The 13,146-nt window shown below is 35.9% G+C and carries 9 protein-coding genes; 1 reads left to right on the top strand and 8 read right to left on the bottom strand.

Translation table 11 applies throughout. The annotated features are described in order from the left end of the window. Nucleotides 1-9: 9 nt before the first annotated feature. The 7 genes from V7719_RS12080 to V7719_RS12050 are packed head-to-tail and all read right to left on the bottom strand — an operon-like array spanning nt 10 to nt 9,575. Nucleotides 10-1,071, bottom strand: a complete 1,062-nt coding sequence (locus V7719_RS12080; RefSeq protein WP_335730165.1) for a cytochrome c oxidase subunit II — start codon at nt 1,069-1,071, stop codon at nt 10-12. A 27-nt stretch (nt 1,072-1,098) separates the two neighbouring features. After that, complete coding sequence (locus V7719_RS12075) at nt 1,099-2,487, bottom strand: quinol:cytochrome C oxidoreductase (RefSeq protein ID WP_335730164.1); 1,389 nt, start codon at nt 2,485-2,487, stop codon at nt 1,099-1,101. 24 nt (nt 2,488-2,511) lie between these two features. Continuing rightward, a complete protein-coding gene (locus V7719_RS12070; RefSeq protein WP_335730163.1) occupies nt 2,512-3,072 on the bottom strand; it encodes a c-type cytochrome in 561 nt (186 codons plus the stop codon). Nucleotides 3,073-3,081: 9 nt separating this feature from the next. Then, entirely contained in the window at nt 3,082-3,612 is a 531-nt protein-coding gene (locus tag V7719_RS12065) for a DUF3341 domain-containing protein (protein WP_335730162.1), read from the bottom strand. A 9-nt stretch (nt 3,613-3,621) separates the two neighbouring features. Beyond that, nucleotides 3,622-5,073, bottom strand: coding sequence for an NrfD/PsrC family molybdoenzyme membrane anchor subunit (gene nrfD / locus V7719_RS12060; protein ID WP_335730161.1), 1,452 nt, complete (start codon nt 5,071-5,073; stop codon nt 3,622-3,624). A 31-nt stretch (nt 5,074-5,104) separates the two neighbouring features. Beyond that, nucleotides 5,105-8,254, bottom strand: a complete 3,150-nt coding sequence (locus V7719_RS12055; protein ID WP_335730160.1) for a TAT-variant-translocated molybdopterin oxidoreductase — start codon at nt 8,252-8,254, stop codon at nt 5,105-5,107. A gap of 34 nt (nt 8,255-8,288) precedes the next feature. Then, nucleotides 8,289-9,575 carry a c-type cytochrome gene (locus tag V7719_RS12050; protein WP_335730208.1) on the bottom strand — a complete coding sequence of 429 codons (1,287 nt, stop codon included), beginning with the start codon at nt 9,573-9,575 and terminating at the stop codon, nt 8,289-8,291. Nucleotides 9,576-9,818: 243 nt separating this feature from the next. Here V7719_RS12050 and V7719_RS12045 point away from each other — a divergent pair, with 243 nt between their 5' ends. After that, entirely contained in the window at nt 9,819-10,199 is a 381-nt protein-coding gene (locus V7719_RS12045) for an SPOR domain-containing protein (RefSeq protein WP_335730159.1), read from the top strand. A 68-nt stretch (nt 10,200-10,267) separates the two neighbouring features. On the opposite strand, the gene infB is transcribed toward V7719_RS12045, so the two are convergent. Further along, nucleotides 10,268-13,105: a translation initiation factor IF-2 gene (gene infB / locus V7719_RS12040; RefSeq protein ID WP_335730158.1), complete on the bottom strand. Its 2,838-nt coding sequence runs from the start codon at nt 13,103-13,105 to the stop codon at nt 10,268-10,270. Nucleotides 13,106-13,146 lie beyond the last annotated feature (41 nt).

Here is a 13,146-nt window from a genome sequence, read left to right as displayed (position 1 = left end):
TAAATCTTTTTAGTTAGTTAAAGAATTCTTGAATAATTTTTGCTCTTTAATCCAAGCATCATATTCTTCTTGAGTTTCTACAATAATCTTCATCTGCATGTTGTAGTGTGATTTTCCACAAATTTTATTACATAACAATAAATAATCAAACTCATATGTTACTTCTTGTCCTCTAGCTTCAATCTCATCTCTCTTTTGCACTCTTAATGCGTTAATGTTCGCTACTTTTTCAACGATATCAGGATTCTGACGCATTTCTGCAGTTGTTACAGTTGGTGTAAAACCAAACTGAGTAATCATACCAGGAACACAATTCATTTGTGCTCTAAAGTGTGGCATATAAGCCGAGTGCAAAACATCTTGAGAACGCATTTTAAATAACACAGGTCGACCAACAGGTAAGTGTAATTCAGTCGTAATCATATCATCTTGAGCATAAGGATCAGATTCATCTAGACCTAAAATGTTAGCACGATCAATATCAATTAATCGAACATTAGCCATCCCTAAAACATTATCTTCTCCTGAATAGCGTGCTTTCCAGTTAAACTGTTGAGCATATAGTTCAACAACTAGTGTATCCTCAGTTTCCTCAACATTCATAATACTTGTCCATGTGAATAGACCATAAATGATTAAACCTGCCAACACCACAACTGGAATAAAAGTCCAAATGGCTTCAAGTGTATTATTATCTGCATAGAATAATGCTTTACGACCTTTTTCACCTTTGTACTTGAAAGCAAAGTAGTGTAATAAAAATTGAGTAATCGTTTGCACTATGAAAATAAGAGCCATAGAGATAATCATTAAATTATCTAAACCTGGTCCATGTTCCGATGCAGAATTAGACGTTAACGGCAAGTCTCCTAAATACCAAAAACTCGCAATGGTAATGGCATAGATGAAGACCAAGAATCCCATCATTAAATAGCCATTAATTTTATTGTCTTTATCTGTAGCGACTTGACTGTTTGATGATCCTACTTGAGCTAAATCAAATATCTTGACCATTTGCCAAATGGCAACACCTATGAAAAGTACTATTACAATTGTTAAAAAAGCAGTCATTGTTGTTTCTGTTCTTTATATATTTTATTAATAATGGAAATGTTCACTTTCTTTGATGAAAGGATTACGCTCTTGTGTCAATGGTGCTTTTGTTAAAGCGGTAAAGACAATAAATATAAATAATCCTGCAAAAAGTAGCATTGAACTTATTTCTGGAATTCCAATTGACCATTGATCTCCAACAGTAGCTGGCATAATCATATTAAATATGTCGATATAGTGACCACATAAAATAACGATACCTGCCATAATAACGAACCAAGGAATACGTTTGTAATCGCTATTCATTAATACTAGTAATGGAAACACAAAGTTCATGGCTACCATTCCTAAGAAAGGTAATTGGTAATCTTGGAATCGTGTCACAAAATAGGTGACTTCCTCGGGAATATTAGAGTACCAAATCAACATAAATTGAGAGAACCATAAGTAGGTCCAGAAAATACTAAACGCAAACATGAATTTAGCTAAATCGTGTATATGACTATCATTCACTTTAGGTAAATACCCTTTAGACTTTAAATAAATAGTAATCATTGCAATTACGGTAATACCACATACCATCATTCCGGCAAGCACATACCATCCAAATAATGTTGAGAACCAGTGAGGATCAACACTCATAATCCAATCCCAAGACATCATCGATTCAGTATATAAAAAGAATACTAAGAATGCTGCTGAGATACGGAATGTCTTTTTAAAGTTTTTGTTGTCACTTGCTTTATCTTGAGCAATTGAAAATTTACGAGAAAAGTATCTGTAAAGAAACCATCCACCAATAAATATCAATCCTCTTAAAATGAACATCCAAATATTTAACCAGCCTTTTTTACCAGCGACTAACTTATCATAATGTTCACTTGCTGGATCTACCATATCTGGATCCATCCAAACAAAAATATTGTTATGTCCTATAAAGTGAGATAATGCTGCTATCCCTAAAACGATTAAAGCTCCTGGCAACATGTATGCCGTAATACCTTCCATGACTCTTAATAGTAATGGAGACCAACCCGCTTGTGCCGCATATTGAACTGCATAAAATGCTAATACACCAAGTGCAATCATAAAGAAGAAAAATGCTGCAATATATAATGCAGACCAAGGCCTATTATGCATTGAGTGCATCACATGGTTAACATGTTTTGTGTGTTCATCAACCTCAGCACGTGAATCATGACTTTCGGTTTTTGCAAGGTTATCTCCATGAGCTTCTTCAGTATCATCAACTTTAGCTTCGTCATGGCCCGCTGCTTCTCCATGCCCATCACCATGATCAGATTCGCTAGCCAACATAGTCTCTACTGCCGCAAAATCTTTGTTAGATGTGAAAAAACCATAAGCAACACCAATGGTTCCTAATATCATTAGGCCAATTGCAACTGATTTTAATTTACTTGAAAATGTATACATATCTATATATAATCTTTATCTATCTTATTTTTCTAAGTCTGCTTTTAGCTTCAACACATAATCAACAACTTGCCAACGTTCTTCTTCATTAAGTTGATTCGCATAAGAACCCATTGCATTTTTTCCGTAGTAGATCGTGTGGTAGATACTACCTGCTGTAATCGCTCGACCTGCATCATCATAACTAGGTATCCCTAATATTTTTTCATTCTTTACTAAAGTACCTTGACCATTACCCTTCTTACCATGGCAAATTCCACAGTAGATATCATATAATGGAGCAGCTCTCTCAGCATCTATTTGCATAGAATCTAACGGGCTTACTAATGACGCTTTTGCTAAGTCGTAACCTTCAGTTGTATTTTCAATTTCAAAAGGCATATGATCACCTCTAGGAATTGAACCTTCTGCAGGCAATTGAGCTTCAACACCTCCTGGAAAAGCATCAGATTCTTGGTAAGCTTCATAAGATACCGGCTCATACATGTTAGGCATGAATTGGTAATTAGGTCTTGTATCCTTTTTACAGGCTACAACACTTGCAAATACCATTAATACTATTGCTATTTTAATTAAGCTTTTCATATTTATCGTTTAATGCGCTTTATCAATTAAATTAATTTCTACTGCTCCAGTTTCTTTCAACAAATCTGTCAATTCATCTTCATTTCCATGAACTGGGATTTCCATTAAAAAGTGGTCATCAGTTGTTCTTGGGTCTGGGTTTTCAGCTTTTTTAAATGGCCACATTCTACTTCTTAAATAAAATGTGATTACCATTAAGTGAGCTGCGAAAAACACAGTTAACTCAAACATAATTGGTACAAATGCAGGCATATTCTCGATGTAGCTAAAACTTGGTTTACCACCAATATCTTGAGGCCAATCTTCAATCATAATGAAATTCATCATTACAATTGCTACAGTTAAACCAATACATCCATATATAAATGATGCAATAGCTATTCTTGTAGGAGCTAATCCCATCGCTTTGTCTAGTCCGTGAACTGGAAAAGGCGTATAAATCTCTTCAATATGATGATGTGCAGACTTCACCTTTTTAACGGCTGCCATTAAAACATCATCATCTGTATAAATAGCGTGAATTACTTTTGAAGCTTCCATATGCTACTTTTAGTTTTTTGTTTCTTTATTATTTTTGACTGAAGTTCTTTCATCTGAACCAGTACCTACTAAACTATCTCCACGATCTCTTATTTTCTTGTAACGTTCTCCCGAAGATTTCAAGATGGTTTTTACTTCTGCTTGAGCAATCACAGGGAATGTTCTCGCATACAATAAGAATAATACGAAGAAGAAACCAATCGTTCCAATGAAAATTCCAATATCAACAAATGTTGGTGAAAACATTGTCCAAGACGATGGCAAGTAATCTCTGTGTAATGATGTTACGATAATTACGAAACGCTCAAACCACATTCCAACGTTTACAACGATAGAGATAAAGAATGAGAACATAATGCTCGTTCTTAATTTTTTAAACCACATAAACTGAGGTGAGAATACATTACATGACATCATCATCCAGTAAGCCCAAGCGTAAGGACCTGTTGCTCTGTTTAAGAATGCATATTGTTCGTACTCAACTCCAGAATACCATGCGATAAATAACTCAGTAATATATGCTACACCGACTATAGAACCCGTAAGCATAATAACGATGTTCATTAATTCGATGTGTTGTACTGTAATATAATCTTCTAAGTTACACACCTTTCTCATGATAATAAGAAGTGTGTTTACCATTGCAAATCCTGAGAAAATCGCTCCAGCAACAAAGTACGGAGGGAAGATTGTTGTATGCCAACCAGGAATTACAGAGGTTGCGAAATCAAACGATACAATCGTATGTACTGAAAGCACTAATGGTGTTGCTAAACCTGCAAGTACCAAAGATACTTCCTCAAAACGTTGCCAATCTTTAGCACGTCCTGACCATCCGAAACTTAATAAAGAATAGATTTTCTTTTGGAAAGGTTTCACTGCTCTATCACGAATCATCGCGAAATCAGGTAATAAACCAGTCCACCAGAATACTAATGAAACTGATAAATATGTAGAAATCGCAAATACATCCCAAAGTAATGGGGAGTTAAAGTTTACCCAAAGTGACCCAAACTGGTTTGGAATAGGTAGTACCCAGTATCCTAACCATGGACGACCCATGTGTATAATTGGAAACAACCCTGCTTGAATTACTGAGAAAATTGTCATTGCTTCTGCAGAACGGTTAATCGCCATTCTCCATTTTTGACGGAAAAGTAATAGTACAGCAGAAATCAAAGTTCCTGCATGACCAATACCAACCCACCAAACGAAGTTAGTAATATCCCAAGCCCAACCAACGGTTTTGTTCAAACCCCAAGTTCCAATACCTGTAGAAATTGTATAGATAATACACCCAATTCCCCAAAGGAATGCGACAAGTGCGATTGAAAACACAATCCACCAAGCTTTGTTTGCTTTTCCTTCAACAGGAGCTGCCACATCTACCGATACATCGTGATATGATTTTTCTCCTGTAACTAAGGGTCTTCTAATAGGTGCTTCGTAATGAGACGCCATAATCTATTATAATTGTTTCTTAATTAATTTTTTATGCTTCTGTTGTATTTCTCACTTTAGTATGATACTGAACATTAGGTTTAGTACCAACACCTTCTAATAAGTGATACATACGATCATCTTCTTTAAGTTTTGCAACTTGACTGCCTTTATCATTGATATCTCCAAATGACATAGCTCCACTACTACAAGCTGCAGAACAAGCTGTTTGGAATTCACCATCTTTAATCACACGTCCATCACGTTTTGCATCTAGGATTGTTTTTTGTGTCATTTGAATACACATCGAACATTTTTCCATCACCCCACGAGAACGTACTGTTACATCTGGATTTAATACCATACGACCTAAGTCATCATTCATGTGGTAATCAAACTCATCATTTTGATTGTATAAGAACCAGTTGAAACGACGGACTTTATACGGACAGTTATTCGCACAGTAACGCGTACCTACACAACGGTTATACGCCATGTGGTTTTGCCCTTGACGACCATGTGATGTTGCTGCCACTGGACATACAGTTTCACAAGGTGCGTGGTTACAATGCTGACACATTACTGGTTGGAACGCTACTTGTGGATTATCAGCTGGATGTTCTAATTCAGCAAATCCACTTAATGAACCTTTATCTCCAGTAAGTCCAGAAAATTCATCTTTTTTGGTGTCATCTTCAGCGAATGTATCTTCTGAAGAATAATATCTATCAATACGTAACCAATGCAGATCACGACTACGTCTAATTTCTTCTTTACCAACAACTGGTACATTGTTTTCAGCATGACATGCAATCACACACGCACCACAACCTGTACAAGAATTCAAGTCGATAGACAAGTTAAAGTGATGTCCAATTGAACGATCAAACTCATCCCATAAATCAACCTCTGGAGAAGTAATAGCTACTTCCTCATGGTTTAATGATACCGTTGGTATTCTATTCCAACCGTTTTTACGATCTTGACTATCGTAAGTATTAAATATCTCTAATGTTGTTTCCTTAATGATATCTCCACGACCCATTAATGTATTTTGCAACTGAACACATGCAAATTCATGAGCTCCTGAAGCTTTACTAATAGAAACGCTTTGTGCTGTATTGAAATTCTGGTATAATACATATGCATTAACACCAGTCATCATTTCATCTTTCAAACCTGCCGATCTACCATATCCTAAAGATAATCCTATAGATCCTTTAGCTTGTCCTGGTTGAATAATTACAGGTACATTTTTAAGTGGAATTCCGTTTACTTCTAAATCTGCATAACTACCATTTAAGGCTCCTGTTGCTACATGTTCATTAATTAAATTTAATGAAGTTGCATCTGCAGTAGAGATTGTTAAGTAGTTATCCCAAGATGTTCTTGTAATTGGATCTGGAAACTCTTGCAACCATGGATTATTTGCTTGTTGACCGTCACCCATACCAACTTTAGTATATAATGACAATTCCATTCCTTCAGATTTCGAAGAAGATGCTAATGCTCTTGCCGCACTTCCTGCTGAAGCTACTGTTGGCACAACTGCCGCGAATAAATCATCGACAACATTTGTTCCTTCTGATGTTGTATCTACTGTTTCCGTAGCAATACTACCAACATATACACCATCTTGTAAGGCTTTATTAAAAGAAGAACCTGTTAGGATTCCTGTTCCCCAAGTTTCCTTTATGTATTCACGATAGTTTTTACTATTTCCAGTCCATAATAATAATGCTTCTTGAAACTGACGCGTATCAAACAACGTACGAATTGTCGGTTGCATTAAACTATAATGTCCTTTCTTAAGCTCAACATCTCCCCAAGACTCTAAGTAATGAGGTGCAGCAGCAATATATTGTGCTCTTGTAGATGTTTCATCAGCTTTCATAGAGAAAGCGATAGATAATTCTGTTTTTTCAAGACCTTCAGCAAAATCAGCCGCATTTGGTAATGTATACATTGGGTTAACACCACTCATGATGATCCCGCCTACACGTCCAGCTTTCATATCTGCAACTAATTTAGTTACAGATGCGTTATTACCTTGTCTTGTTAAAATAGGTGTAGAAGCATCAAATGCTTTACTTCCTAACGATTCGTTGATAGCTAATGCCACAGTTTGCGCATTGACTTCTTGAATTCCAGTAACTAAAATACCGTTACTTCCTGCTCTTTTTAATTCTGTAGCCGCTTTTTGAACAGCAGCATTTATATATTCTGGTAAATCTGTAGAAGCAGATCCTCCTACAACTAAACTATATAATTTAGCTAATACTTGTTTTTGCTGACTTGGTGTTAAAGGCACACGCTTGTCTGCGTTAGCACCAGTTAACGACATATTTGATTCAAACTGAATATGGCGAGACATTTTTCCGTTCTTCGGAACACGTCCTTTCGCATATCCAGAATCAAATCCACCACCTTGCCAATCTCCTAAGAAATCTGCTCCAACTGAAACAATAGTCGTTGCTTTAGAGAAATCATAACCAGCTAATCCACGCGTATTATATTTCGCTTCAAAAGCATCTAATGCAGCAGATTCTGAAACAGCATCATAAATGACATGACGTACATTTCCGTATTTAGATTTGAATTCTGAAATTAATTTAGACGTAGACGGACTAGCATAAGTTTGTGTTAATAACACAATCTCTTTACCAGCAGTCATCAAATCTGTTAATTTCTGATTGGTTTCAGTATCAAAAGTTTCCCAAGAAATAGCAGCATCGCCTTTCATTGGGCCTTTAGCTCTTAGGCTATCGTATAATCCTAAAACAGAAGCGTTAACTCTTGCATTAGCACCACTATGTGTTTTTGCTAAGTTGTTGTTTTCAATTTTGATAGGACGACCTTCACGCGTCTTTACTAAAACACTTGCGAAATCAAAACCATTTGCAATAGTTGTTGCATAATAGTTAGCAACACCAGGAACAATAGATTCCGGCTGTACAACATAAGGAATCGACTTAATTACTGGCCCTTCACAAGCTGCAAGTGATGCAGCAGCAGTACTAAAACCTACGTACTTCAAAAAGTCACGACGCGTCGTAGAAGAAGATTCTAATGATTCTTTATTTCCTAAGAATTCACCAGTTGGAATCTCTTCAACAAATTCATTTTGTTTTAGCGTCTCAACAATAGAGCTGTTCTCGTTTAGCTCTTCAACACTTTTCCAGTATTTCTTGTTTGATGACATATTATATAATTGAATTACTTCTTATTATTATTAATTAATGGTGACACTTACCACATTCTAATCCACCCATTTGAGCAGCTGTAAGTTGGTCTACACCATATTTTTTAGATAATTGCTCATGTATTTTTGTGTAATACGCATTACCTTCAACTTTTACATTTGTTTCTCTATGACAGTTAATACACCAACCCATTGTTAATGGTGCATGCTGATACATCACTTCCATTTCTTCAACAGGACCATGACATGTTTGACATTGTATACCTGCAACCTCAACATGTTGCGAGTGATTGAAGTAAGCAAAATCTGGAAGATTATGAATTCTCACCCATTTCACCGGATTTGTGTCTCCTGTATATTTTTGATCTGCATCACTCCATCCAGCAGCTGCATATAACTTCTGAATTTCAGCATCATAAAATGCCTTGTCATACTTCTCTGATGTTTCTCCATTGTATTCGTAAATCGACTTGTGACAGTTCATACAAATATTCAATGAAGGAATACCTGAATGCTTACTCACTCTTGCTGAAGAGTGACAGTATTTACAATCGATACCATTATCTCCTGCATGTACTTTGTGAGAGAAATGAATTGGTTGAACTGGCTGATACCCTTGATCAACCCCTAATTGCATCGTATAACCATATATAAAATAAGCACTTGCTAACAAGAAGAAGATTGCAGTTACTAAAACCAAAAATTGATTTTGAACAAAAGCTTTCCAGATTGGAAGACTCTTATCTTTTGAAGCTGCTTCAATACCTTTTTCTTCAGCAAAACGATCTAATGTTTTTCTAACTAATACTAAAGCAATTGCTAATAAGGCAAATAATATCGCTAGAGCACCTAAGATTAATTTGTTTGAAATTCCGCCTTGATCACCATCCTTAATCTCAGTTTCTGGACCAGAAACTTCTTTTACAGGTGGATCAGTAGCTGTATATGCTAAAATATCTGCAATATCTTGGTCTTCTAATTGCGGGAATGCTGTCATTGCAGTTCCGTTGTACTCATTGAAAATCTGATTAGCATAAGCATCACCAGATTTCACCATTCCTGCACTATTTCTAATCCAAGCACTAAGCCACTCTCTGTCCAATCCCTGCTCTTCGTCTAAACGGGTTTCTACATAACGTAGTGCTGGTCCAGTCATTTTCTTGTCTAATTGATGACAAGACGCACAGTTGGTATTAAATAAAGTTTTTCCTTTTGCAGGATCGCCTTCTTGGGCAGTAAGTGAAGTGGAAAACGTAAGTAAAATAACCAATCCTAAGTAAGGAATCTTTGAGGCTAAATGTCGGTAAATCACCTGTATCATATTGTTAGTTGAATTATCTTCTAAACTTTGGTATGATTTTTTCATTATTGCTATTGAAAAAACGTTTGTAAAATGTCATGCAAAAATAATACTTATAGACCATTTTAGAAATGTTACAGAACTGTTAATTGATAATTTATAAGGATTCTAAATAATAATTTAGCATCGAAAATAGTTATTATTTTAAACTATTAAAACAACACTTAAAAAAAAACGTTTTCTTTGTATCAAATTTCAAAAATTATGAAAGCAAACACATTAAAAATATCAATGATTTCACTAGCGTTCTTTGCGTTTGCACATTCTACATTTGCTCAAGACGGTGTAGTCACAATCGATCAAGATAGTGACATCTCAAAACTACTAGAATACAAGAAAGATGTAAAAACTGCAGATTTATATAAAATACAATTAGATTTTGGGTCTCGCTCAAAAGCGATGGCACTAGAACAAACATTTATAAACACATTTTCACAATGGCCAACTGATGTCGTTTATGAAACACCAAATTATAAAGTTTGGGTAGGTAATTTTAGTACACGATTAGAAGCAGACATTGCACTTTTAAAAATCAAGAAGAAATTTTCAAAAGCTATGGTTTTTGAACCTAAAAAAGATAATTAGAAATTCAACTAATTCATGCTATAAAAAAAAGCGACTCTAGGAGTCGCTTTTTTTATTTCTTATTGTGATTATTTGAGTTTCTTTTTTACCTCAACTTCTTGGAAGGCTTCTAGAACATCATCTATTTGAATGTCGTTATAGTTTTTCATCTGGACACCACAATCATAACCTTTTGCAACTTCTTTCGCATCATCTTTAAATCGTTTCAACGATGATAATTCTCCTGTGTGAATTACAACACCATCTCTAATTAAACGAATTCCAGAGTTTCTGTAAATTTTCCCGTCAGTCACCATACATCCTGCAATCGTACCAATTTTAGAAATTTTGAATGTCTCTCTAATTTCAGCAGTACCAGTAATCTCTTCTTTAAGCTCTGGAGATAACATACCTTCCATCGCATCTTTAAGATCATTAATCGCATCATAAATAATCGAGTACATTCTGATATCGATTTCTTCCTTATCCGCAATTTGACGCGCATTACCCATTGGTCTCACGTTAAATCCGATAATAATCGCATCAGAAGCAGTTGCTAGTAACACATCACTTTCAGTAATAGCACCAACACCTTTATGTATAATATTAACTTGTATTTCTTCTGTAGATAATTTCTGGAACGAATCTGTTAATGCTTCCACAGAACCATCCACATCACCTTTAAGGATGATATTTAATTCTTGGAAATCACCAAGTGCAATACGACGTCCAATTTCATCTAGTGTAATATGACGTTGTGTTCTAACCGATTGCTCACGTTGTAACTGTGTACGTTTTGCAGCAATTTGTTTTGCTTCACGCTCATCCTCAAAGACACTGAATTTGTCACCTGCTTGAGGCGCTCCATCCAATCCTAGAATTGATACAGGCGTTGAAGGTCCAGCTACTTTAACTTCATTTCCACGCTCATCTTGCATGGCCTTAACTTTTCCACTGTTTTTACCAGCAAGCACATAATCTCCTACTCGAAGCGTTCCTGCTTGAACTAAAATAGTAGATACATATCCACGACCTTTATCTAAGAAAGCTTCTACAACTGTACCAGTTGCATTTTTATTTGGATTAGCTTTCAGCTCTAATAATTCGGCTTCAAGCAATACTTTTTCTAATAACTCTTTAATACCTGTTCCATTTTTAGCCGAAATATCATGGGACTGGATTTTCCCACCCCAATCTTCAACTAATAAATTCATTTGTGCTAATCCTTCTTTTACTTTTTCAGGATTTGCTCCAACTTTATCAATTTTATTTATCGCAAAAACAATTGGCACTTCTGCTGCTTGAGCATGCGCAATTGCTTCTTTAGTTTGTGGCATGATAGAATCATCCGCAGCAACTACAATAATTGCTAAATCGGTAACTTGAGCACCACGAGCACGCATGGCTGTAAAGGCCTCGTGACCTGGCGTATCTAAGAATGCTATTTTTTGTCCGTTATCTAACTGAACACCATAAGCACCAATATGCTGTGTGATTCCACCAGATTCTCCTGCGATTACATTTTCATTACGTATATAATCTAACAAAGACGTTTTACCATGATCAACGTGACCCATAACCGTAATAATTGGGGCACGAGTTACTAAATCTTCTGGTTTATCTACTATTTCTTCAATAGATTCTTCAATATCAGCAGTTACAAAATCAACGTTATAACCAAACTCATCTGCTACTACAGATAATGTTTCGGCATCTAAACGTTGGTTCATAGTAACCATCATACCAAGCGACATACAAGCTGAAATAATATCGGTAACAGACACATTCATCATTGTAGCAACTTCATTTGCTGTTACAAACTCTGTTACTTTCAGAATCTTACTTTCTGCATCTTCAATCTTTTGATCGATTTCGGTCTGCTCTCTATGTTGTTCCCTTTTTTCTCTACGGTATTTAGCTCCTTTTCCTTTACTAGATTTACCTTGAAGTTTCTCTAGTGTTTCACGTACTTGTTTTTGTACTTCTTCTGCACTTGGCTCTGCTTTAACAGTAGTTGTTCGTTTACCTACTTGGCTTTTGCCTTTATAACCACCTCTCTGGTTTCCACCTGGACTTCCTCCTCTGGTAGTCGATCTATTATCTCCACCTGGAGTAGGCCCTTTACTAATTCGGCGTCTTTTCTTTTTATTATCTGAATCTGAAGCCGGCTTCTTTTCCTCCTTCTTCTTCTTGGGCTTATTGAATTTTGATAAATCAATTTTATCGCCTGCAATTTTTGGACCTGAAAGTTTCTTGTATTGTGTTTTTAAAGTTTCTTCAACTGGCCCAGCATCAGCTTCAGGTTTTACTTCAGCTACTTCTTTAGGCGTCTCTTTAGAAGTTTCCTTTTTAGGAGCATCTTTAGAAGCTTCCTTTTTAGGAGCATCTTTAGAGGTTTCCTTTTTAGGAGCCTCTTTAGAACTTTCTTTTTTAGGAGCCTCTTTAGGAGTTTCCTTTTTAGCTACTGGTTCTTCTTTTTCTTCAACAACTTTTTTAACCGGTTCTTTTTTCGGCACTTCTTTTACCTCAGGCGCTTCTTTCACCTCAGGTATTTCTTCGACTTTGGCCTTTTCTCTCGGTTTTTCTAGGTCGATTTTCCCAACTTGCTTAGGACCACTAAGTTCAGCTTTGGCCTTAACAACTTCACGGTTCTTTGCTTCTTTTAGAGCTTTCTCTTCCAATTCACGCTCACGTTGCTCACGGAGCTCTTCCTTTTCTTTTAGTTTTGCTTCACTAACCTCCAAAGAAGCTACTTTTTTATTAGCGTCGGTTTGAAATTCGTTGGAAAGAACAGAATAAACCTCTTCTGATATTTTCGTATTAGGGCTCTTCTCTATTTCGACACCCTTTGATTCTAGAAAATCAACGGCACGATCTATAGAGATGTTAAGTTCCCTTAATACTTTATTTAATCTAGTTTGAGCCATAAATTGCTTGTAATATAACTTAAAAATCTTTTATACCAAAT

It is taken from the genome of Psychroserpens sp., from assembly GCF_036960315.1.
Lineage (GTDB): Bacteria > Bacteroidota > Bacteroidia > Flavobacteriales > Flavobacteriaceae > Psychroserpens.
The sequence above is the reverse complement of the archived record's forward strand: the minus strand, read 5'-3'. Positions and strand labels throughout refer to the sequence as shown.

Excerpts from the sequence above, each read along its gene's own strand:
- V7719_RS12080 (WP_335730165.1), bottom strand. The coding sequence starts at position 1,071 with ATGACTGCTTTTTTAACAATTGTAATAGTACTTTTCATAGGTGTTGCC.
- V7719_RS12075 (WP_335730164.1), bottom strand. The coding sequence starts at position 2,487 with ATGTATACATTTTCAAGTAAATTAAAATCAGTTGCAATTGGCCTAATG.
- V7719_RS12070 (WP_335730163.1), bottom strand. The coding sequence starts at position 3,072 with ATGAAAAGCTTAATTAAAATAGCAATAGTATTAATGGTATTTGCAAGT.
- V7719_RS12065 (WP_335730162.1), bottom strand. The coding sequence starts at position 3,612 with ATGGAAGCTTCAAAAGTAATTCACGCTATTTATACAGATGATGATGTT.
- nrfD (WP_335730161.1), bottom strand. The coding sequence starts at position 5,073 with ATGGCGTCTCATTACGAAGCACCTATTAGAAGACCCTTAGTTACAGGA.
- V7719_RS12055 (WP_335730160.1), bottom strand. The coding sequence starts at position 8,254 with ATGTCATCAAACAAGAAATACTGGAAAAGTGTTGAAGAGCTAAACGAG.
- V7719_RS12050 (WP_335730208.1), bottom strand. The coding sequence starts at position 9,575 with ATGATACAGGTGATTTACCGACATTTAGCCTCAAAGATTCCTTACTTA.
- V7719_RS12045 (WP_335730159.1), top strand. The coding sequence starts at position 9,819 with ATGAAAGCAAACACATTAAAAATATCAATGATTTCACTAGCGTTCTTT.
- infB (WP_335730158.1), bottom strand. The coding sequence starts at position 13,105 with ATGGCTCAAACTAGATTAAATAAAGTATTAAGGGAACTTAACATCTCT.